18 protein-coding genes are annotated in these 20303 nt (G+C 72.2%); 5 read left to right on the forward strand and 13 right to left on the reverse strand.

All coding sequences use genetic code 11. The annotated features are described in order from the left end of the window. Nucleotides 1-14 precede the first annotated feature (14 nt). Nucleotides 15-1166, reverse strand: a complete 1152-nt coding sequence (locus tag ACFU95_RS28900) for an acyl-CoA dehydrogenase family protein (protein WP_383832930.1) — start codon at nucleotides 1164-1166, stop codon at nucleotides 15-17. A gap of 124 nt (nucleotides 1167-1290) precedes the next feature. Here ACFU95_RS28900 and ACFU95_RS28905 point away from each other — a divergent pair, with 124 nt between their 5' ends. From ACFU95_RS28905 to ACFU95_RS28915, 3 genes are all read left to right on the forward strand, one after another. Further along, the gene (locus ACFU95_RS28905; protein WP_383832932.1) at nucleotides 1291-1932 is read left to right on the forward strand and encodes a TetR/AcrR family transcriptional regulator; all 642 of its coding nucleotides are present in this window, start codon (nucleotides 1291-1293) and stop codon (nucleotides 1930-1932) included. A 62-nt stretch (nucleotides 1933-1994) separates the two neighbouring features. After that, nucleotides 1995-2705, forward strand: a complete 711-nt coding sequence (locus ACFU95_RS28910; RefSeq protein WP_383832934.1) for an ArsR/SmtB family transcription factor — start codon at nucleotides 1995-1997, stop codon at nucleotides 2703-2705. An 82-nt stretch (nucleotides 2706-2787) separates the two neighbouring features. Continuing rightward, nucleotides 2788-3738, forward strand: a complete 951-nt coding sequence (locus ACFU95_RS28915; RefSeq protein ID WP_383832936.1) for a DMT family transporter — start codon at nucleotides 2788-2790, stop codon at nucleotides 3736-3738. Here the strand turns inward: ACFU95_RS28915 and ACFU95_RS28920 are convergent. From ACFU95_RS28920 to ACFU95_RS28975, 12 genes are all read right to left on the reverse strand, one after another. After that, on the reverse strand, nucleotides 3730-5061 hold the full coding sequence (locus ACFU95_RS28920) for an MFS transporter (protein WP_383832938.1): 1332 nt from the start codon (nucleotides 5059-5061) through the stop codon (nucleotides 3730-3732). The genes ACFU95_RS28915 and ACFU95_RS28920 overlap by 9 nt on opposite strands. A gap of 200 nt (nucleotides 5062-5261) precedes the next feature. Continuing rightward, nucleotides 5262-6344 carry a Zn-dependent alcohol dehydrogenase gene (locus tag ACFU95_RS28925; protein WP_383832940.1) on the reverse strand — a complete coding sequence of 361 codons (1083 nt, stop codon included), beginning with the start codon at nucleotides 6342-6344 and terminating at the stop codon, nucleotides 5262-5264. 55 nt (nucleotides 6345-6399) lie between these two features. Next, nucleotides 6400-7788, reverse strand: coding sequence for an aldehyde dehydrogenase family protein (locus ACFU95_RS28930; protein WP_383832942.1), 1389 nt, complete (start codon nucleotides 7786-7788; stop codon nucleotides 6400-6402). An 84-nt stretch (nucleotides 7789-7872) separates the two neighbouring features. Further along, nucleotides 7873-8334 (reverse strand): DUF3574 domain-containing protein, encoded by a 462-nt coding sequence (locus ACFU95_RS28935; RefSeq protein ID WP_383832944.1) that lies wholly within the window; start codon nucleotides 8332-8334, stop codon nucleotides 7873-7875. A 29-nt stretch (nucleotides 8335-8363) separates the two neighbouring features. Further along, nucleotides 8364-9701, reverse strand: a complete 1338-nt coding sequence (locus ACFU95_RS28940; RefSeq protein ID WP_383832946.1) for an ABC transporter ATP-binding protein — start codon at nucleotides 9699-9701, stop codon at nucleotides 8364-8366. 163 nt (nucleotides 9702-9864) lie between these two features. After that, entirely contained in the window at nucleotides 9865-10779 is a 915-nt protein-coding gene (locus tag ACFU95_RS28945; RefSeq protein WP_383832948.1) for a class F sortase, read from the reverse strand. After that, nucleotides 10769-11380 carry a hypothetical protein gene (locus ACFU95_RS28950; RefSeq protein ID WP_383832950.1) on the reverse strand — a complete coding sequence of 204 codons (612 nt, stop codon included), beginning with the start codon at nucleotides 11378-11380 and terminating at the stop codon, nucleotides 10769-10771. The genes ACFU95_RS28945 and ACFU95_RS28950 overlap by 11 nt, the downstream gene beginning before the upstream one ends. 100 nt (nucleotides 11381-11480) lie before the next feature. After that, on the reverse strand, nucleotides 11481-12716 hold the full coding sequence (locus ACFU95_RS28955; protein ID WP_383832952.1) for an MFS transporter: 1236 nt from the start codon (nucleotides 12714-12716) through the stop codon (nucleotides 11481-11483). Between the two features lie 85 nt (nucleotides 12717-12801). Continuing rightward, a complete protein-coding gene (locus ACFU95_RS28960; protein WP_383832954.1) occupies nucleotides 12802-14235 on the reverse strand; it encodes a CitMHS family transporter in 1434 nt (477 codons plus the stop codon). A 134-nt stretch (nucleotides 14236-14369) separates the two neighbouring features. Next, the gene (locus tag ACFU95_RS28965) at nucleotides 14370-16622 is read right to left on the reverse strand and encodes a molybdopterin oxidoreductase family protein (protein WP_383832956.1); all 2253 of its coding nucleotides are present in this window, start codon (nucleotides 16620-16622) and stop codon (nucleotides 14370-14372) included. Between the two features lie 149 nt (nucleotides 16623-16771). Next, nucleotides 16772-17386: a TetR family transcriptional regulator gene (locus tag ACFU95_RS28970; protein ID WP_383833062.1), complete on the reverse strand. Its 615-nt coding sequence runs from the start codon at nucleotides 17384-17386 to the stop codon at nucleotides 16772-16774. Next, nucleotides 17386-17997 (reverse strand): hypothetical protein, encoded by a 612-nt coding sequence (locus ACFU95_RS28975; RefSeq protein ID WP_383832958.1) that lies wholly within the window; start codon nucleotides 17995-17997, stop codon nucleotides 17386-17388. Before ACFU95_RS28975 ends, ACFU95_RS28970 begins: the two co-directional genes overlap by 1 nt. Nucleotides 17998-18158: 161 nt before the next feature. On the opposite strand from ACFU95_RS28975, the gene hmgA reads away from it, so the two are divergent. Next, nucleotides 18159-19511 (forward strand): homogentisate 1,2-dioxygenase, encoded by a 1353-nt coding sequence (gene hmgA / locus ACFU95_RS28980; RefSeq protein WP_383832960.1) that lies wholly within the window; start codon nucleotides 18159-18161, stop codon nucleotides 19509-19511. Between the two features lie 27 nt (nucleotides 19512-19538). Next, nucleotides 19539-20288: a GntR family transcriptional regulator gene (locus ACFU95_RS28985; RefSeq protein ID WP_383832962.1), complete on the forward strand. Its 750-nt coding sequence runs from the start codon at nucleotides 19539-19541 to the stop codon at nucleotides 20286-20288. Nucleotides 20289-20303 lie beyond the last annotated feature (15 nt).

The raw sequence follows: 20303 nt of genomic DNA on the forward strand, positions 1-20303 counted from the left end.
CAGAACCCGTACGCTCAGAAGGCCGAAACCCCGGTCAGGGCCCGCCCGATGACCAGCTTCTGGATCTGGCTCGTGCCCTCGTAGAGGGTCATCACGCGGGCGTCGCGCAGCAGCTTGCCCGCCGGGTACTCGTCGATGTAGCCGTAACCGCCGAAGACCTGGAGGGCGTTGTTGGCGGCGCGGACTGCGGCCTCCGAGGCGAACAGCTTGGCCTTGGAGGACTCGACGGCGAAGGGCAGCCCGCGGTCGATCAGGTCGGCGACCCGCCAGGTCAGCAGCCGGGCCGCGTCCACATCGACGGCGATGTCGCTGATCAGTTCCTGGACCAGCTGATGACGGGCGATGGGCTTGCCGAACTGCTCGCGCTCACCGGCGTACCGGACGGCCGCGTCCAGGGCGGCCTGGGCTATGCCGACGCACCCCGCGGCGACCGACATCCGCCCCTTGGCCAGGGCCGACATCGCGACCGCGAAACCCTTGCCGTCCTCCCCCACCATGGCCGTGGCGGGCACCCTTACGTCCTGCAGCACCAGCTCCGCGGTGGCCTGGCCGCGCAGGCCGAGCTTGCCGTGGATGGTGCGGCGGGTCAGACCGGGGGTGTCGGTGGGCACCAGGAAGGCCGAGACGCCCTTGTGGCCCGGCGCGTCGGTGGAGCGGGCGAAGAGCAGGACGACGTCGGCCCAAGTGCCGTTGGTGATGAACATCTTGGTGCCGTTGAGGACGTAGTCGCCGCCGTCCCGGACCGCGCGCGTGGCGAGGTTGCCGGCGTCGGAGCCGGTGCCCGGCTCGGTGAGGCCGAAGCAGCCAACCAGTTCGCCCCCGGTGAGCCCGGGGAGCCAGCGGCGCCTCTGCTCCTCGCTCCCCCAGGCCGCGACCGTCTTGGCGACCAAGCCGAGCGAGACCGACACGATGCCGCGCACCGAGGAGTCGCCCCGGCCCAGCTCCTCCGTGACCAGGCAGTACGCGAGATGGTCGCCACCCGAGCCGCCGTACTCCTCGTCGACCGTCAGCCCCAGGAAGCCGACCTCGCCGAGCTTCTTGACGATCGCGCGGTCGACCTCCTCGGCACGGTCCCACTCGACCACGTGCGGGGCGATCTCGCGGTCCACGAAGTCCCTGGCGAGCTGCCGGGCAGCGGTCTGCTCCTCGCTGAGCTCCAGATTCATGCCGAGTCACCCCATCAGACGGTGGCCACCCGCACGGACAGCGGCCGTGGGGAGCCGTACCTTGAAAGCCGTACATTTAAATTAGCACTGCTAGTTTCCTTTGGGCAGCCCTACTATGTGCGCCATGGCCCGACCGCGCAAGCCCCTCCTCAGCTACGACCGGATCGTCGAGACGGCGCGCGAACTCGTGGACGCGGAGGGCCTCGCGGCCGTCTCCACGCGTCGGCTCGCCGCCGAACTGGGCGTGAGCGGACCGTCCCTCTACAACCACTTCCGCACGAAGGACGAGATCCTGGAGGCGGTGGCCGACTCGGTCAGCGCGCAGGTCGACCTGTCGATGTTCGAGGGTGGGCGGGACTGGCGGACCGCGCTGCACGACTGGGCCGTCTCCTACCGGGCGGCCCTGCGCGACCACCCGAACATCGTCCCGGTCCTGGCCCGCGGCCCCGGCCGCCGTCCGGCCGGACTGCGGCTCGCCGACGCCGTCTACGGCGCGATGGTCGCCGCGGGCTGGCCGCCGGCGCAGGCCACCTCCATCGGCGCGCTGATGCGCTACTTCATCATGGGCTCGGCGCTCGGCTCGTTCGCCGGGGGGTTCGTGGACGACGCGAGCGCGTACGACCCCGCCGACTACCCGCACCTCGGGCAGGCCCACCTCCTCGCCGACCAGCAGGAGAAGATCGACGAGCGGGCCTTCGAGACGGGCCTGACGGCCCTGCTGGACGGCCTCGCGCAGCAGTACGAGCAGGTCGGGCGCACCCCCTAGGGCGGCCCTGGCCCAGCACGCTTCGGCCCACGCCGAAGTGTCCGTGCCGCATGCTGGGATCCATGACCACCAGGGATCCCCAGGCCCCCCAGCTGGCCCGGCTCGCCGCGCTCATGGCCGACGAGACCCGGGCCGCCTGTCTGCTGGCGCTGCTCGACGGGCGGGCGTGGACCGCCGGTGAGCTGGCGCGGCACGCCGGGGTCGCCGCGTCCACCCTGAGCGAGCATCTGGGCAAGCTGGTCGCGGGCGGACTGCTCACCGAGGAACGGCAGGGGCGGCACCGGTACGTCCGGCTGGCCGACGCGCGGGTGGCGCAACTGCTGGAGGACCTGGCCGCGCAGGTCGCCCCGCAGGCCGCCGGGCGGCCCCGGAATCTGCGGGAGTCCAGTGCCGGATCCGCCATGGCACGCGGGCGCACCTGCTACGACCATCTGGCCGGGCGGCTCGGTATCGCGGTCACGGACGCGTTGACGGCGCGCGGGCTGTTGCGGCAGGACACGGGGTTCGCGCTGACGGACGCGGGGCTTGGTTGGTTCGACAGCGCCGGGATCCGCCTCGACCACACCGGCCGCCGCCCCCTGGCCCGCGCCTGCCTCGACTGGACGGAACGCCGACCACACCTCGCGGGAGTCGCGGGGGCGGCCCTGTGCCGGCACGCGCTGGATGCGGGCTGGTGCGTACGGATCGGGTCGGAGCGGGCCGTGAAGGTGACCGAGTCGGGGGAGCGGGCCCTGTACGAGGTGCTGGGCATTGATCGGGCGACGCTGCGCTGAGCGCCCCTGCGGGGCACAGACGGCCACAGCCCCGTCCGAAATCCGCGAGCTCGCGAATCCTCACATACCTAGTCTCTGGAGCATGATGAACGTCCTTCCCGCCCATCCCACCCGCCGCACGCGACTGCTCGCGGCGGGCGCGGCCACCGTCACCGTCGTCCTGTGGGCCTCCGCCTTCGTCTCCATCCGCAGTGCGGGCGAGGAGTACTCGCCGGGCGCGCTGGCGTTGGGCCGGCTGCTCGTCGGGGCCCTGGTGCTGGGCGGCATCTGCCTCGTCCGGCGGGAAGGGCTGCCGCCCCGGGCTGCCTGGCCCGGCATCGCGATATCGGGGCTGCTGTGGTTCGGCTTCTACAGCGTCGTGCTGAACTGGGGCGAGCAGCAGGTGGACGCCGGTACGGCGGCCCTCGTGGTGAACATCGGGCCCATCCTGATGGCGCTGCTGGCCGCCCGGGTGCTCGGCGATCCGGTGCCGCCGCGGCTGCTGGCCGGGATGGCCGTGTCGTTCGCCGGCGCGGTGACCGTGGGGTTGTCGATGTCGGGCGGGGGCGGTTCGTCACTGCTCGGCGTGGTGCTGTGCCTGCTCGCCGCGATCGGCTACGCGGGCGGCGCCGTGGCGCAGAAGCCGGCGCTCGGCCATGCGAGCGCGCTCCAGGTGACGACGTACGGGTGTCTCGTCGGCGCGGTCCTGTGTCTGCCCTTCACGGGGCAGCTGATCGGCGACGTGGCCGACGCCTCGCTGTCCGCGACGCTCAACATGGTCTACCTGGGCGTCTTCTCGCTGGCGCTCGCCTTCACGACGTGGGCGTACGCCCTCGCCCGTACGACCGCCGCCCGCATGGGAGCGACCACGTACGCGGTGCCCGCGCTGGTCGTGCTGATGTCCTGGCTGGCGCTGGGCGAGGTGCCGGGGCTGCTCACGCTGGCGGGCGGAGGGCTGTGCCTCGCGGGCGTGGCCGTGTCGAGGTCCCGGACGCGGTCCGCTCGGGTCGTGGCGGCGACGCCGCAACCCGAGCAGACCCGCGAATCAGCTTGATCCGGCGGCACGCGCCCGGCCGGCGAGGACCTTGATGGACAGCAGGGCGATCACCGCGAGGCCGATGATGTAGCCGGAGACCGCCATCGAGGTGCCCGTGGCCTCCAGCAGCAGCACCATGACGAACGGGGCGAGGCCGCCACCGAGCACGGCCGCGATCTGGTAGCCGAGGGAGGCGCCCGTGTAGCGCATCTCGGGCGTGAACAGCTCGGCGAACAGGGCCGCCTGCGGGCCGTACATGATGCTGAGGAAGCAGCTGGCGACGAACGTGCCGACCGCCAGCCACAGCAGCGAGCCGGTGTCGATCAGCAGGAACAGCGGTACGGCCCACAGGCCGATACCGGCCGCGCCGAGGGCGTAGATGCGGATGCGGCCGATCTTGTCCGAGAGCGCGGCGGCGGCCGGGATCAGCACCAGCTGGGTGAGGCTGATGCAGAGCGAGACGGTCAGGACGGCGCTCTTCTTCATACCGAGTTCGCGCGTCGTGTAGTCGAGCACGCCGGTGATGATGATGTAGAAGGTCGCGGTGTTCACGGCGAAGGAGCCGCCGGCCAGGAGCACCGTACCGAGGTGGCCGCGCATGATCGTGCGCAGCGGGGAGGACTGCTCGGACTTCTCCTTCTCGGCCAGCTTCTTCTCCGCCGCCCGGAATTCGGGGGTCTCCTCGACGCGCGTGTGGATGTACCAGGCGAGCACGAGGACGAACAGACCGACGAGGAACGGCGCCCGCCAGCCCCAGGCCGCGAACTGGGAGTCGGTGGTGAACGCTCCGGCCAGCAGGAACACCGTGTTGGCGGTCACCACGCCGATGGGGACGCCGAGCTGGACGAAGCTGCCGTAGATGCCGCGCTTGCCCTCGGGGGCGTACTCGGTGGCCATCAGCATCGCGCCGCCCCACTGGGCGCCTACCGCGATGCCCTGGAGCACCCGGAAGAGGACCAGCAGGATCGGCGCGGCGACACCGATCGTGTCGTACGTCGGGAGCAGGCCGATACCGGTGGTGGCGAGGCCCATCAGGGTGAGCGCGAGGACCAGCATCGGCTTGCGGCCGCGCTTGTCGCCGAGCTGACCCGCGACGATGCCGCCGAGGGGGCGGGCGAGGAAACCGACGGCGAAGGTGGCGAAGGAGGCGAGCACTCCCGCGGTGGAGCTGCCGGCCGGGAAGTACAGGTCGCCGAGCACGAGGGCGGCGGCGATACCGAAGACGAAGTAGTCGTACCACTCCACGGCCGAGGCGAGCGCCGCGGCGGTGGCCACGCGACGGCGGTTGCCGACGGCGGAAGCGGTAGGGGTGAGCGGCTGGGCGGGGGGCGCCGTGTCCATGCGTGCACACTCCGGTGGGTGCGGGGGACGGAACGGGGGGTGGCTCAGGTTCGGGGAACGTACTGACCGGACGGTATGTACGTCAACGGGTCGCACGGCAGGAGTTTTGCCTGTATACGGCACGGAGAATGGATCCGGGCATGCCGCGGGCCCCGGCCTCGCGGGGACGGCCGGGGCGTGCGCGGCGGGCGCGGCGGGCGCTAGAAGATCACCAGCGCCCGGCCTCCCTTGCCCGCGAGCATGTTCTCGAACGCCGCCGGGATGCCCTCCAGGTCGATCCGTTCCGTCACCAGCGCGCCCAGGTCCAGGCGGCCCGCGCGGACGTGCTCGGCGAGGACCGGCAGGTCGCGCGCCGGGTCGGAGTCGCCGTAGACGCAGCCGGAGAGGGTGCGGCCCCAGTGGAAGATCTCCAGGGCGTTGAAGGTGACCTGCTGGTCCTTGCCGCCGATGCCGACGACCGTGGTGCGGCCGCCGCGGCGGGTGGAGTCCCAGGCCGCGCGGATCGTGGTCGCGCGGCCCACGCACTCGACCGCCACGTCCACGCCCTGCTTGCCCGTGAGGCCGCGGATCTCGCGGGCGGTGTTCTCGGAGGCGATCACATAGTCGGTGGCCCCCGCCGCGCGGGCCAGCTCCTCCTTCTCGGGGGAGACGTCGACCGCGACGATCTTCGCCGCGCCCGCGATCCGGGCCGACTGGAGCGCGGCCAGGCCCACGCCGCCGACACCGAACACCGCGACCGTCTCCCCCGCCCCGACCCGCGCCGAGTGGTGGACGGCGCCGTAGCCGGTGAGCACGGCACAGCCCAGCAGGGCGGCGTCGGTGAGCGGGATGCCGTCCGGGAGCGGCAGGAGGCAGCCGGCCGGCACGACCGTCTCCTCGGCGAACGCGGCGACGTTCAGGCCGGGGTGGAGGTCGGTGCCGTCGGCGGTGCGGGCGTAGACGTCGGCGGCGCCGTTCAGCGCGTTGGCGCACAGCCAGACCTCGCCGAGCCCGCAGGCGTGGCAACTGCCGCAGGACGGAGCCCAGTTGAGGACGACCCCGGCACCGGGCGCGAAGTGCGTGACGCCCTCCCCCACGGCGACGACGGTGCCGGCGCCCTCGTGGCCCAGGACCGCGGGGACCGGGACGCGCATGGTGCCGTTCGACAGGGAGAGGTCGGAGTGACAGACGCCGGCGGCGGCGAGGCGGACGCGGACCTGGCCGGGTCCGGGGTCGGGCAGGTCGATCTCGGTGACCTCCAGCGGGGCACCGATGGCGGGCAGGACGGCGGCGCGGACGGCCATGACGGGGGACTCCCTTGGGGCTGTGCGGGACTGGAGGACCGGAACGGGCCGGCGGTTAGAACTGGAGGGACTTGGTCTGGAGGTACTCGGCCAGGCCGTGCGCCCCGAGTTCGCGCCCCACTCCCGACTGCTTGTAGCCGCCGAAGGGGGCGAGGGGGTTGAAGCGGCCCCCGTTGATGTCGACCTGCCCGGTGTCCATCCGGCGCGCGAAGGCCACCGCCTCCGCCTCCTCGCCCGCCCAGACGGCACCGGCGAGGCCGTAGACCGTGCCGTTGGCGATCCGCAGGGCGTCCTCCTCGTCGTCGTAGCGCAGGATCGACAGGACGGGGCCGAAGATCTCCTCCTGCGCGACGGTCATCTCGGGTGTCACGTCGGCGAGGACGGTCGGGCTGACGAAGCAGCCCCGCTCGCGCGGCGATTCGGGGCCGCCCGCGACCACGCGCGCCCCTTCGGCCACCCCCTTCTCGATGTAGCCGAGCACCCGCTCCTGCTGCGCGGCGTTGACCACCGGGCCGATGCGCTCGCCGTACTTCGCGGCGGCGGCCGCGGCCAGCTGCACGGCCTCGTCGTACTGGTCCCGGTGCACCAGCATCCGTGTCCAGGCGCTGCACGTCTGCCCGGAGTTGGACATGACGTTGGCGACGCCGACGTTGACCGCCTTCGCCAGGTCGGCGCTCGGCAGGATGACGTTGGCGGACTTGCCGCCCAGCTCCAGGGCGACCTTCTTGATCGCCGCGCCGGCCACCGCGCCGATCCGCCGGCCGACGGCCGTGGAGCCGGTGAAGGAGACCAGGTCGACGCCCGGGTGCTCGGCGAGCGCCTGGCCGGCGACCGGGCCGCGGCCGGTGACGAGGTTGAAGACGCCCGCGGGGAGGCCGGCCTCGTGGACCGCCTCGGCGAAGAGCTGGGCGACCAGCGGGGTGTCCTCGGCGGGCTTCACCACCACCGTGCAGCCCGCCGCCAGCGCCGGGGCGACCTTGGCGACGATCTGGTGCAGCGGGTAGTTCCAGGGCGTGATGGCGCCGACCACGCCGATGGGCTCGTGGTACACGGTCGAGTTGCCGACCTTCTCCTCGAAGGCGTACGTCGCCGCCAGCTCGGCGTACGAGCCCGCGACCGCGATCGGGACGGCCGCGTGGACCGCCTGGGAGAACTTCAGGGGGGAGCCGAGCTCGGCGGTGACCGTCTCGGCGATCTCGTCCTTGCGGGCGTCGAGGAGGTCGCGCAGGGCGGCGAGCCGCGCGGCGCGCTCGGCGGGCGGGGCGGCGGCCCAGCCCGGGAGGGCGGCGCGGGCGGCGCGTACGGCGGTGTCGACGTCGGCCGCGGTGCCGGCCGGGACCCGGCCGACGACCTGCTCGTCGGCCGGGTTCACCACCTCGATCACATCCGGGCCCGCGGCGGGGCGCCAGGCGCCGTCGATGTACATGCCGTCGTGTGCCTTCATCGCGTTTCCTCCTGGGCGGGCCCTCTTGACGTCCGACACATAAACTAGCGGCGATAGTTTTTATGCACCAGACGTCCCATGACATCAGAAGTCGACGCGCGCCTCGTCGTCCACCCTCCCCACCGCCTCCTGACCGAAGGTCTTCTGGTAGGCCCGGCGGATCTCCTCGATCCTGCGGTCGCTGCTCCGCGCCTGTTCCCGCGGGTAGAGCAGGATCAACTCGTACGACCGTTCCTTCTCGATCGTCCCGCTCGCGTCCCGCCACTGTCCGCGCCCGGACTGGATGGTGAGCCCGTCCGGGAAGTCCGGTGTGACCTCCTTGTCGACGAAGGCCATGAACTGGCGGTCGGTGACGGCCGGACCGCCGTCGGGCCGGGCGGTGCCGAAGAAGAGCTGGGTCTCGACGTACGGATCTCCGCGCCGCGGCGCGGCGGGGGCGGGCGGGTCCGCGTCGTCGAGAGTGGCGTACGCGGTCGGCGCCCCGACGGCGAGCAGGAGCCCAACGGTGGCGAGGACGGCCCGAGTTCGGGTGAAGTGCACGTTCATGGCCCATAGCTAGCCATACCTCGCGGACTTCACTCCTCCAGATCGGGCAGCCGGGCCGGATCCGGGCAGATCCGCTCACCGTGGTGGTCGAAGACGAACAGGTGGGCGATGTCGACGAGGAGCGGGACCTGCATGCCGTGCCGGAGCTCGAAGTCGGGCGTGGTGCGGACGATGAGGTCGCCGGGCAGACGGCCCTCGGGCGGCGCCGGGTCGGGGGCGGCGTCGCCGGGATGCTCCAGCGTCACCACGGGCCCGGCACGCAGGGCGCCCGCCCGGCCGCGGAGCCGGTCCAGCACGGTGCCGGCGTCCCGGCGGCGGCGCCGGACCGGGGGGACGGGGCGCGGCGCCTCCAGGTCGGGGACGACGGCGGGGCGCGAGCCGGTGTTGAAGTGCACGAGGACCTCGTGGCCCTGGAACTCCACCTGCTCGACCAGGCCGGTGATGTGCACCTCGCCCGGGCGGGCCGCGGCAGGCTCGGCGATCCGGACCGCCTCCGAGCGCAGGCCCACTATGACCTCGCGCCCCTGCTGGACGCGGAGCAACTGGTGGTCCAGGGTCAGGGGCTCGGGCAGGCGGAGGTACTGCTTGCCGAGGCTGATGGTCATCGCCCCGTCCAGGGGGGCGCGCACGACGCCGCGCAGGAGGTTGATGCGCGGGGTGCCGATGAAGGCGGCGACGAAGACGTTGCGGGGCAGCGCGTACACCGAACGCGGGGTGCCCACCTGCTGGAGGACGCCGCCGCGCAGGACGGCCACCCGGTCGCCGAGGGACATCGCCTCCGCCTGGTCGTGGGTGACGTACACCGTGGTGACGCCCAGTTCGCGGGTGAGGGCGGAGATCTCGGCGCGCAGGTGGCTGCGGAGCTTGGCGTCGAGGTTGGACAGCGGTTCGTCCATCAGGAACGCGGTGGGGTGGCGGGCGATGGCCCGGCCCATGGCGACACGCTGGCGTTCGCCGCCGGAGAGCTGGGCGGGGAAGCGGTCGAGGAGGTCCTCGATGCCCAGCATGCGGGCGGTGGTGTCCACGCGCGGGCGCGGGTCCGCGCCGGGTGCCTCGATGCGCAGGGGGAAGCCGATGTTGTCGCGGCTGGTCATGTTCGGGTAGAGGGCGAAGTTCTGGAAGACCATCGCCATCCGCCGAGCGGCGGGCAGCAGGTCGTTGGCGTACTCGCCGTCCAGCAGCAGGTCGCCCTCGTCGATCTCCTCCAGACCGGCGATCATCCTGAGCACGGTGGACTTGCCGCAGCCGGAGGGCCCGAGGAGGACGAGGAACTCGCCGGGTTCGATGTCCAGCGAGAAGCGTTCCACGACGCGAACGCCTCGCGTGTATGCCTTGCTCACGTCGTGCAGAGATATGGCGCGTGTCATGACGGCTGCCCCCGAGGGCTCATTTGCTCCGCGGTCGAACGCCTCGTGCGGGTCGTACGGGGCGTGTGAGTCACGGAAGCTAACGGAATGTGTGCGGGTGGGGGAAGGGGACGGGCAGGATCGGGCGCGGCGGTCCAGCAAGTGAGAAACCGGACCACCCTGTTCAGCGCTTGCCGGACCCCGCGGAAGCCTCACGGGTGGAGGTGAGATGAGCGAAGACCACGACGTTGCCCGAGTAGCCGCTCTTGCGGTCGTAGTTGCCACCACAGGTGATCAGCCGCAGCTCCGGGCGCGCCCGGGCGCCGTACACCACGTCGTTGGGGAACTTGTCCTTCTCGTAGGACTTGATGGCGTCGACGGAGTAGACGGCGGTCCGTCCGTCGGCGCGCCGGACCTCGACGCGTTTGCCACGCTTGAGTTCACCGAGTCCGCCGAAGACGGCGGTGCCGGTGTTGGTGTCGAGGTGGCCCACGGCGACGGCGGTGCCCTGCTCGCCGGGTGACGGCCCGTCCGCGTACCAGCCGGCGATGTCGGGCTCGTCCTCCGGGGGTGCGGGCAGTCGCCGCTCGCTGTCGAGGCGGAGGTCGATGAGCGGGGCGTCGATGCCGACGAAGGGGATGACCAGGCGGGTCGCGCGGGAGCGGGGCAGGGGGCGGGGCGCGGGGCGGCCCTTGTCGGCCTTCCCGCTGCGGGTGGGGCGAGGGGGTTGCGAGGCCGGGCTCTCGGTCGCCCGGCCGGTGCCGGCCGGGCCGGGCGAGGCGGGGCCGGGCGAGGCGGGGCCGGGCGAGGCCGGGCCCACGGTGCCGACGGCGGGCCAGGGCGACGCCTCGCCCGGACCCGCGACGCCCGGCCGGGAGTCGGCGCCGGAACGGGCGCCCTCCCCGCCGGCACCGACTCCGGTGCCGGCGGCTCGGGCCTCGGAGGTCTCGGCGGGGCCCGGAGCGGCCACATCGGCTCCGGGCCTGTGGTGGTCGCACCGGACGCCGACCGCCACCAGCGCGACGGTCAGCACGGCCGTCCTCGCCAGGCGGTAGGCGCGCCTGCGGTACCAGGGCCTGCGCCGCCTTCTACGCGCCATGCGTGCGGCGACGGAGCCGGAACCAGATCACCCCGCCCACCGCGGCCAGGCCCACGGCGCCCGCGCCGGCGACCGTGGTGAACGCCTCATCGCGGGCGATCCCGCCACCGCCGGCGGGCGGACCGCCCTGCGGGCCGGGCGTCGACATCGAGGCACGGCAGTCGACCGTGAAGGTCTTCTGCCTCTCGGCACCCGTCATGCCCACGAACGACCAGGACAGCTGGTACTGCCCGTCGGGCAGGTTCTGGTCCTCGGTGTGGCCGATGCCGGTGTCGTTCGGGAGGTTGAGGGTCCCGCGGAGCGTGGCACCACCCGTCACCGGCGGCTGGGTCTCGATGCGCCAGGTGACGGCGTCGACGGTCTCGAAGCCGGCCGCGTCGAGGTAGAACCGGCAGACCCGCGGCTCGTCGATCGCGTCACCGTACGGCGTGCGCTGGACCCCGTCCCACGGCGCCGTGTGGATCTTGAGGGTGCCGTTGTCCCCGGGGGCCATCGGCGCGGCTCCCGCCGGCAACCCGGAGAGCGGGGTGAGCGCGGCAGTGAGCGCCGTGACGGCGGCGATACGCAGTCCGGCGCGGCGTGGCAGAGGCGTGGTGGGCATGCGAGTCCTCCGAGTCAGACGATTTTCGTACAAATCGCTCTTCGTCTGACTCTCTTTCACATGTGCCCGGCGAATCCTGGCAGCAGCGCCTAACGGCCCATCAGATACCACTCTTTCGACGCAAGATCGCGCCGGATCCGCCCCGCCTCCCGGCGTCCGCCTCGCCCCCCGGTCTCGACGGCGCCCGCATCGCCGTTGCCGCCGACACCAGCAACAGCGCTCCCAGCATCACGAACGGCGCCGCCACCCCCGCGACGCCCGCGACCAGGCCCGCCGACGCCGGGGCGGCGACCTGGCCGAGGCGGTTGCCGGTCAGGCGCAGGGCCAGGGCGGTGGAGCGGGCGCCGTCGGGGGCCGCCTGGACGACCGTCGTCATGGACAGGGGCTGTCCGACACCGAGGCAGAAGCCGAGCACCGCCAGCATCACGGCCAGCCCCCACACGGGCACCGGCAGCGCGATCCCCGCGCACAGCAGGGCGGCCAGCAGACAGGTCACCGTCAGCAGCAGGGACCGGCCCAGCAGCCGCAGCAGGGGCGTCAGGACCAGGCGGCAGGCGATGGTGGCCGCCGCGCGCAGGCTGAGCAGGAGGCCGATCACGGACGGGGCGATGCCCCGGTGCTCGCCGACCACCGGGAGGTAGGCGGTGAGGATGTCGGTGGCGGACAGCACGGCGAGGCTGATGAAGATGCCGGCGGGCACGCCCCGGGCGCGCAGGATGCGCTGGACGGGGACGCGGTCGCCGCGTTCCTCGCGGGACCCGGCCGTCGTACGGCTCTCTATGCGCCACAGCGAGGTGAGCGCGACGGCGCCGCCCGCGCCCGCCACCAGCAGGGCGAGTGCGCTGGTCCCCGCCATGTCCCGGCCGCCGATCAGCGCGCCGGCGGCGATCGGGCCGATCAGCTGGCCGAGCGAGGCACCGATGGTGAAGTGGCCGAAGTTGCGGTCCTGTTCGTGCGGGGCGGACTGGCGGGCGACCAGGGACTGGGCACCGATGACGAAGCTGAGGTGACCGAGGCCCATCACCCCGCTCCAGATCGCCATCGCCCACAGGGAGCCCGCCAGGCCGCTCAGCGCGCAGCCCCCGGATATCAGGACGACGCCGACGGGCAGCAGCGGCGCACAGCGGCCGTGGTCGGTGCGGCGGCCCAGCGGGACGGCGGCGAACAGCGGGAGCAGGGCGTAGACCCCCGCGATCACGCCGATGGCCCGCTCGTCCGCACCCAACGCCAGAGCCCGGTAGGAGACGGCGGGCCGCGCCATCGACACCGCCCCCTGCGCGAAGCTGAAGGCGATGACGAGGCGGAGCAGCCAGCCGCGGTTCCCACCGGGCGCCATGGTCGTGTCCTCCCAGGAATCCCGGAGCGGCCCGGAACGGTGCCGGCCGTTGCGGACCGTTCCCGGACGATGCGGTGCGTGCGGGTCAGATGATTCCGAAGAGCAGTCCGGCCGCGAGGATGACCAGGCAGGTGAGCGCCGCCCACTTCACCACGAACTTGGTGTGGTCGCCGAACTCCACCTTGGCCATGCCGACCAGGACGTACACGGCCGGGACGAGCGGGCTCGACATGTGCAGCGGCTGGCCGACCAGGGAGGCGCGGGCCATCTCCAGCGGGGTGACGCCGTGCGCCGCGCCGGCCTCGGCGAGGACCGGGAGGACGCCGAAGTAGAAGCCGTCGTTCGACATGAAGTAGGTGAGCGGGAGGCTCAGCACGCCGGTGACCAGGGCCATGTGCGGGCCCATGCCCTCGGGGATCACGTCCACCATCCACCTGGCCATGTGGTCCACCATGCCGGTGCCCTGGAGGACGCCGGTGAAGACGGCGGCGGCGAAGACCATGCCGGAGACGTTGAGGACGTTGTCGGCGTGGGCGGCCAGGCGGGCCTTCTGGTCCGGGATGTGCGGGAAGTTCACGGTGAGCGCGAGCGCGGCACCGAGCAGGAACAGCACCGGGATCGGCAGCCACTCCATGATCATGCAGGTGAGCAGGGCGACCGTGAGCAGCGCGTTGAACCAGTAGAGCTTGGGGCGCAGGGTGGGGCGGTTCGGGTCGAGGACCTGGAAGCGCTTCTTCTCGTCCTCGTCCTCTTCCTCGGCGTCGGTGCCGGAGCCGGAGCCGGAGCCGCCGGTGGCGACCGCGCCCTTGCCCGTGCCGTCGGCACCGGAGCCGGCGCCGACCAGGACCGTCTCCGCCGACTTCTCCTCGGCCCTCTCCTCCACCAGGACCTGGTCCAGGGTGAGCACGCCGAGCCGCTTGCGCTCGCGCAGACCGAGGAAGTACGAGAGGACGATGACGGCCAGCAGGCCGACGGCGAGGGCCGGGATCATCGGGACGAAGATGTCGCTGGCGTCCACCTTCAGCGCGGTGGCGGCGCGGGCGGTCGGGCCGCCCCACGGCAGGGTGTTCATCACGCCGTTGGCCATCGCGGCCACACCGGTCATCACGACCAGGCTCATCTTCAGGCGCTTGTACAGCGGGTACATCGCCGAGACCGTGATCATGAAGGTGGTCGAGCCGTCGCCATCGAGGGAGACGATCGCGGCGAGGATCGCCGTGCCGACGACGATCCGCATCGGGTCGGCCTTGGCGAACTTCAGGATCCCTCGGACGATCGGGTCGAAGAGACCGACGTCGATCATCACACCGAAGTAGACGATCGCGAACATGAGCATCGCCGCCGTGGGGGCGAGGCTGGTGACGCCTTCGATGACGTAGTCACCGAGCTTGGCGCCCTTCCCGACGAAGACGCAGAACAGTGCCGGGATCAGCACGAGCGCCGCGATCGGCGACATCTTCTTCATCATGATCAGGACCAGGAAGGTCGCGATCATGGCGAAGCCAAGGATGGTCAGCATGAGTGGATACCTAACGTTCGCCCTTGAACGACCCACCAGGGCCGGCGGTGGGACGACGTTAGGTCCCTTCAAACAGCGTTAACAAGACGTTGACATGCGAGCAATAAGCGCAAAACTCCAGGTCAGAGCTTTGCTCAGGTCAGAGCCGTGATCTTTTCGGCCATCGGGACCACTTCGACGGGTATCCCGTTGAGCACCGCGTTGCCCGACAGCGGGTCGAGCAGGCTGCCGTCGAGGAGCTGGTTGACGTTGACGCCGGGGTCGGTGGCGGCGTGGCTGAGGCGGGTGCCGGGGCGGTCATGGCCCCAGCCGTGCGGCAGGCTCACCACGCCCGGACGCACGCCGTCGGTGACCTCGGCGGGGGCGGTCACCTCTCCCCCGGCGCCCTTCAGGCGTACGGCCGCCCCGTCCCGGACGCCGAGCCGAGCGGCGTCCTCGGGATGGATGTGCAGGGTGCAGCGGTTGGAGCCGCCGGTGAGGACGGGCACGTTGTGCATCCAGCTGTTGTTGGACCGCAGATGACGGCGGCCGACCAGGACGAGTCCGCCGGCCCGCTCGCGCAGGGCCGCCCTGAGGCGGGGCAGGTCGTCGGCGATGGGTCCCGGCAGCAGCTCCACCTTGCCGCTGACGGTCTTCAGGGGCTGCGGGAGCCGGGACCCGAGCGGCCCGAGGTCGATGCCGTGCGGATGCGCGAGCAGCCGCTCCAGGCTCAGCCCGTCCTGCCGTACGCCGAAGCCGTCGCCGTACGGGCCCAGGCGCAGCATCATGTCGAGGCGCCGCTCGGGGCCGCTCACTCCGGTGAGCAGCGCGGCGAGTTCGCCCGGCTCCCGGCCGTGCACGGGCGAGTGCGCCTCCTTGACGGCCTTGCCGAGGGTCTGGCCGATGACCAGGTCGTCGACGGCGGACGGGTCGGCGCCGTGCATCCCGGTGGCGGCGAGGACCAACCGGGCCAGGATCTCGGCCTCGGCCCTCCGTCCGGCCTCCAGCGGGACGGCGGGCCGGGTGTAGCGCGCCTGGTTGCGGACCGCGAGGGTGTTGAGGGCGTAGTCGTGGTGCGGGCTCTGCGAGGGCGGGGGCGGCGGCAGCACGACGTCGGCGTGGCGCGAGGTCTCGTTGAGATACGGGTCGACGCTGACCATGAAGTCGAGCGAGCCGAGGGCCTTGTCGAGCCGGTCGCCGTCCGGGGACGACAGCACCGGGTTGGCGGCGACGGCGATCACGGCCCGGATCGGCTCGCCCTCCTCGGTCGCGGTGTCGATCTCCTCGGCGAGCGCGGAGAGCGGCAGCTCGCCCTTGGCCTCGGGGTGCCGGCTCACCCGGGAGTGCCAGCGCCCGAGCGCGAAGCCGCGGCCGGGCCCGGCGGGGCGGGGCGTCTTGTCGGTCGCCGCCTGCGGGAAGAGGGCACCGCCGGGGCGGTCGAGGTTGCCGGTGAGGATGTTGAGGACGTCGACGAGCCAGCTGGCCAGGGTGCCGTGCGGGACGGTGCAGCTGCCGATGCGGCCGTAGACGGCGGCGGTGGGGGCGGCGGCGAGTTCGCGGGCGAGGACGCGGATCGTGCCGGCCTCCACGTCACAGGCGTCGGCGACGGCTTCGGGGGCGAAGTCGCCGATGACCGCGCGGAGTTCGTCGACGCCGTCCACGTGGGGCGCGAGATCCCCGAGGTCGACGAGGTCTTCCTCGAAGAGGGTGTACGCCATCGCCGCGAGGAGCAGCGCGTCCGTGCCGGGCCGGATCGGGATGTGCCGGTCGGCGAGCCTGGCGGTGCGGGTGCGGCGCGGGTCGATGACGGTGAGGGTGCCCCCGCGGGCCTTGAGCGCCTTCAGCTTGCCCGGGAAGTCGGGGGCGGTGCAGAGGCTGCCGTTGGACTCCAGCGGGTTGGCGCCGATGAGGAGGAGATGGTCGGTGCGGTCCAGGTCCGGTACGGGGATCGCGAGGGCGTCGCCGTAGAGCAGTCCGCTGGAGACGTGCTTGGGCATCTGGTCGACCGTGGAGGCGGTGAAGACGCTGCGGGTGCGCAGGCCGGCGAGCAGGACCGGCGGATAGAGCGCCCCGGCCACGGTGTGCACGTTGGGGTTGCCGAGCACGACGCCCACCGAGTTCGGCCCGTACCGCTCGACGACCGGGCGGATACCGGCGGCGACCGCGTCGAACGCCTCCTCCCAGGTGGCCTCGCGCAGTTCGCCGTCCTTGCGCACGAGCGGGGTGCGCAGCCGGTCGGGGTCGCCGTCGACGGCCCCGAAGGAGGCGCCCTTGGGGCAGATGAACCCCTTGCTGAACACATCGTCGCGATCACCGCGGGCCCGGGTGACCGCGGTCCCTTCGATGGTGAGGGTCAGGCCGCAGGTGGCCTCGCACAGGGGGCAGATGCGCAGTGCGGTGCGGGACACGGGTCCTCCTGGAGGGGGCGGCGACGATGACGCGCGGTTCAGGGCCGAGCATACCGAGCGGTATGCCGGGAGGGGAGCCCTGGACGCGAGGAGGTGGTTCGGCGGTGACGACGTACGTCTGCCGGGCCGGACCCGGCAGCGCGGCGCCGTCAGTCCAGCACGCGCGCCAGATACGCCCGCAGCATCTCCCGTGCCTCCTCGATGATCCGGTCGTCGCCCTCCGGGGCCATCCGGAAGGCGAGGTGGACCAGGGTGTCGGCGGTTTCGACGGCGATGAGGAAGGTGCGGCGCAGGTCGTCGTCGGGTTCGCGGCCGAGGTAGCCGGAGAGCAGGTCGGTGAGGCGGTCGGCGACGCGGGTGTTGGGCTCGCCCCGGGTGCCGACGGGGATCTGGTTGCCGAAGTCGACGAGGGAGAACCCGGGCGCGGTGCGCTTCATGGCGAGGTACTCGTCGAGTACGGCGTCCATCGCCGCCTGCCAGCCTCCGTCGGCGGTCTCCTTCAGGCGCTCGGTGACGCGGGCGGTGTAGCGCTCCAGGTTGCGCTGGGCGAGCGCGTCGGCCATCTGGCGCTTGTTGCCGAAGAACCGGTAGACGGAGCCGATGGGGACGCCGGCGCGCTGGGCGACGGCCCGGGTGCTCAGGTCGTCGTAGCCGACCTCGTCGAGGAGGTCGGCGCAGGCGTCGAGGATCCTGGTGAGCCGTTCGGCGCTGCGCCGCTGCACGGGCGCCCGGCGTAGCGTTTCTGGGTGGGGCACGGTCTTCATCATGCCTTTCCGGCTCGCTCCGGGGAACATCGACCCCCAGTACGGAGACGGGCACCCGGCACACTCAGTGCCGCGGGGGACGGCGACGACGTCACGGTCGCCTCCGCTTCCGAGGCCGTGATGTCCGCCGTGCTCTCGACGGGGCCGTCGCCCACCGCCCACACCGTGCCGTCGTCGGCGTACAGGCGCACGGTGACCTGGTGGGTGCCGCGCGGGACGAGGTCGGCCGGGAGGCGGTACCCGGGGGTGCGCAGCCTGGTGACGAGGCGGTCGTCCACGAAGAGGTACGCGAGGCCGCGTCCGGCGACCGCCCGGGCCCCCGCGCCGGCGGGCGAGAAGCGGAAATTGCGGACGCTCAGCCGTACGTCCCAGCTGCCACCGCTGTCCGGGTCCGGCTGCACCTCGATGCCGACCTCGGGCGCCTCGCCCTCGTCCACCTCGCGGTAGTGCCGTCCGTCGTCGTCGGTGTCGTCGAGGACCTTGCCCACCGGGGACGGCGACGCCGCGTTCTCCCCCTGGTCGCGGGCAGCGTCGGAGCCGCAGCCCACGGTTCCGGTCAGCAGCAGGACACAGACCGCGAGCGAGCCGAGCAGGGTCCGCGTCCACGACATGCCCGCGAGACTAGAACACCGGTCCGACAGCCGGATCCCCCTGAAGTCTGGTTCGCGTCCGGTTCTCGTAGTCCTCACAGGGGAGGTACCACGGGTCTCTTGCGCTTGCGAAACCGCAATCCTACGGTTGACCATAGGAATCAGATCTCGAAGGAGCGATCATGAGCGATGGGGTCACCTCCCGCGCGAGCGTGTTCGAGCACGGGGGAGCGCGGAAGACCGCGGAAGGGCTGACCTACCTCTCCGGTTTCGGCAATGAGCACAGCTCGCAGGCGCTGCCCGGCGCCCTCCCCGAGGGCCGCAACTCACCCCAGCGCGCCCCGCTGGGCCTGTACGCGGAGCAGCTGAGCGGCACGGCGTTCACCGAACCGAGGGCCCACAACCGCCGCTCGTGGCTGTACCGCATCCACCCGTCGGCCGCGCACCCGGCTTTCACGCGCACCGACAACGGCGCGATCCGTACGGCGCCCTTCACGGAGTCCGTGCCGGATCCGAACCGGCTGCGCTGGAACCCCCTGCCCGAGCCCGCGCCCGGGACCGACTTCCTCGCCGGCCTGTGGACCCTGGGCGGCAACGGCGACGCGACGCAGCGCACCGGTATGGCCGTGCACCTGTATCACGCCAACTCCTCCATGGACCGCGTCTTCAGCGACGCCGACGGCGAGCTGCTGATCGTGCCGGAGCGCGGCGGGCTGCTGCTGCACACGGAGTTCGGGCTGCTGCATGTGGAGCCGGCACATGTGGCCCTGATTCCGCGTGGGGTGCGCTTCCGTGTGGAGCTGTTGGATGCCTCGGCCCGGGGTTATGTGTGCGAGAACTATGGGGCCCCCTTCCACCTCCCCGACCTCGGCCCGATCGGCGCCAACGGACTCGCGGGCGCACGCGACTTCCAGGCGCCGGTCGCCGCGTACGAGGACGTCGAGGGGCCCGTGGAGGTGGTCAACAAGTTCTGCGGCAACCTCTGGACGGCGATGTACGCCCACTCACCGCTCGACGTGGTCGCCTGGCACGGCAACCATGTGCCGTACGTCTATGACCTGCGCCGCTTCAATGTGATCGGCAGCATCTCCTACGACCACCCCGACCCGTCGATCTTCACGGTGCTCACGTCCCCGTCCGACACCCCGGGCCTGGCCGGGGTCGACTTCGTGGTCTTCGCGCCGCGCTGGCTGGTGGGCGAGGACACCTTCCGGCCGCCGTACTTCCACCGGAACGTGATGAGCGAGTACATGGGCCTCGTCGAGGGCGCCTACGACGCGAAGGCGGAGGGCTTCGTGCCCGGCGGCGGCTCGCTGCACAACATGATGTCGGCGCACGGCCCGGACCGGGACACGTTCGACCGGGCGAGCGCGGCCGAGCTGAAGCCGCAGAAGATCGACGACGGACTGGCCTTCATGTTCGAGACCCGCTGGCCGGTGACGCTCACCCCGCAGGCGGCCGGTGCGGACCACCTGCAACAGCGTTACGACGACGTCTGGCAGGGCCTGGAGCGCCACTTCCGCCCCTTGCCGTAGAGATCCCCGACCGGTACGGATGGCCCCGTGACCTCCTTCGCCCCGGACTCCATCGTCCTGAACCGCAAGCTGCCGCTCTGGTACCAGGTGTCGCAGTCGCTGCGCGCCTCGATACTCGGCCGTCGGCCGCAGGACCCCCTGCGGCTGCCCACCGAGGAGCAGTTGGCGGAGCACTACGGCGTGAGCGTGCTGACCATGCGGCAGGCGCTGAAGGAACTGGAGGACGAGGGCCTGATCACGCGCCACCGCAGACGGGGCACGTTCATCGAGCCGGACGTCCGCCGGGGCGCCCCCGTGCGGCTGCTCGGCTCGGTGGACGCGATCGTGGCGCAGCAGTCCGGCATGGTGACGGAGCTGCTGGGGCACGGCAGGGAGCCCGTGCCCGCCGAAGTCGCCGAGTTCTTCCCGGACATCGACGAGGTGGCGACCTACCACCGCCTCCGCAGCGACGACAAGACGGGCGAGCCGACCAACCATGCCCGCAACTACGTCCGCCCCGAACTGGCCGCGCGCATCGACCTCGACGATCTCGTCCGCTGGCCGATGACCAAGCTGCTGCGGGATGTCGTCGGGGCGGACATCAGCCGCATCACGGACACGGTCGAGGCCCGCCTGGCCGACCCGGAGACGGCACGACTGCTCCAGGTCCCGCTGCTGAGCCCGATCCTGCACTACACGGGCGTGACGTACGACGAGGCGGGGCGCGTGCTGGACGCGGCGGTCATCCACTACCGGGGCGACCGCTTCTCCTTCACGGTGACCTTGGAAGCCAACTGACCCGCGTGTCGCGGA

The sequence above is a fragment of the Streptomyces sp. NPDC057623 genome (assembly GCF_042800355.1).
Lineage (GTDB): Bacteria > Actinomycetota > Actinomycetes > Streptomycetales > Streptomycetaceae > Streptomyces.

Bases quoted from the DNA above. Each gene is read 5' to 3' on its own strand.
- ACFU95_RS28970 (WP_383833062.1), bottom strand. From the start codon at position 17,386: ATGAAGACCGTGCCCCACCCAGAAACGCTACGCCGGGCGCCCGTGCAG.
- ACFU95_RS28950 (WP_383832950.1), bottom strand. From the start codon at position 11,380: ATGCCCACCACGCCTCTGCCACGCCGCGCCGGACTGCGTATCGCCGCC.
- ACFU95_RS28930 (WP_383832942.1), bottom strand. From the start codon at position 7,788: ATGAAGGCACACGACGGCATGTACATCGACGGCGCCTGGCGCCCCGCC.
- hmgA (WP_383832960.1), top strand. From the start codon at position 18,159: ATGAGCGATGGGGTCACCTCCCGCGCGAGCGTGTTCGAGCACGGGGGA.
- ACFU95_RS28925 (WP_383832940.1), bottom strand. From the start codon at position 6,344: ATGGCCGTCCGCGCCGCCGTCCTGCCCGCCATCGGTGCCCCGCTGGAG.
- ACFU95_RS28975 (WP_383832958.1), bottom strand. From the start codon at position 17,997: ATGTCGTGGACGCGGACCCTGCTCGGCTCGCTCGCGGTCTGTGTCCTG.
- ACFU95_RS28935 (WP_383832944.1), bottom strand. From the start codon at position 8,334: ATGAACGTGCACTTCACCCGAACTCGGGCCGTCCTCGCCACCGTTGGG.
- ACFU95_RS28905 (WP_383832932.1), top strand. From the start codon at position 1,291: ATGGCCCGACCGCGCAAGCCCCTCCTCAGCTACGACCGGATCGTCGAG.
- ACFU95_RS28955 (WP_383832952.1), bottom strand. From the start codon at position 12,716: ATGGCGCCCGGTGGGAACCGCGGCTGGCTGCTCCGCCTCGTCATCGCC.
- ACFU95_RS28960 (WP_383832954.1), bottom strand. From the start codon at position 14,235: ATGCTGACCATCCTTGGCTTCGCCATGATCGCGACCTTCCTGGTCCTG.
- ACFU95_RS28920 (WP_383832938.1), bottom strand. From the start codon at position 5,061: ATGGACACGGCGCCCCCCGCCCAGCCGCTCACCCCTACCGCTTCCGCC.
- ACFU95_RS28900 (WP_383832930.1), bottom strand. From the start codon at position 1,166: ATGAATCTGGAGCTCAGCGAGGAGCAGACCGCTGCCCGGCAGCTCGCC.
- ACFU95_RS28945 (WP_383832948.1), bottom strand. From the start codon at position 10,779: ATGGCGCGTAGAAGGCGGCGCAGGCCCTGGTACCGCAGGCGCGCCTAC.
- ACFU95_RS28910 (WP_383832934.1), top strand. From the start codon at position 1,995: ATGACCACCAGGGATCCCCAGGCCCCCCAGCTGGCCCGGCTCGCCGCG.
- ACFU95_RS28915 (WP_383832936.1), top strand. From the start codon at position 2,788: ATGATGAACGTCCTTCCCGCCCATCCCACCCGCCGCACGCGACTGCTC.
- ACFU95_RS28940 (WP_383832946.1), bottom strand. From the start codon at position 9,701: ATGACACGCGCCATATCTCTGCACGACGTGAGCAAGGCATACACGCGA.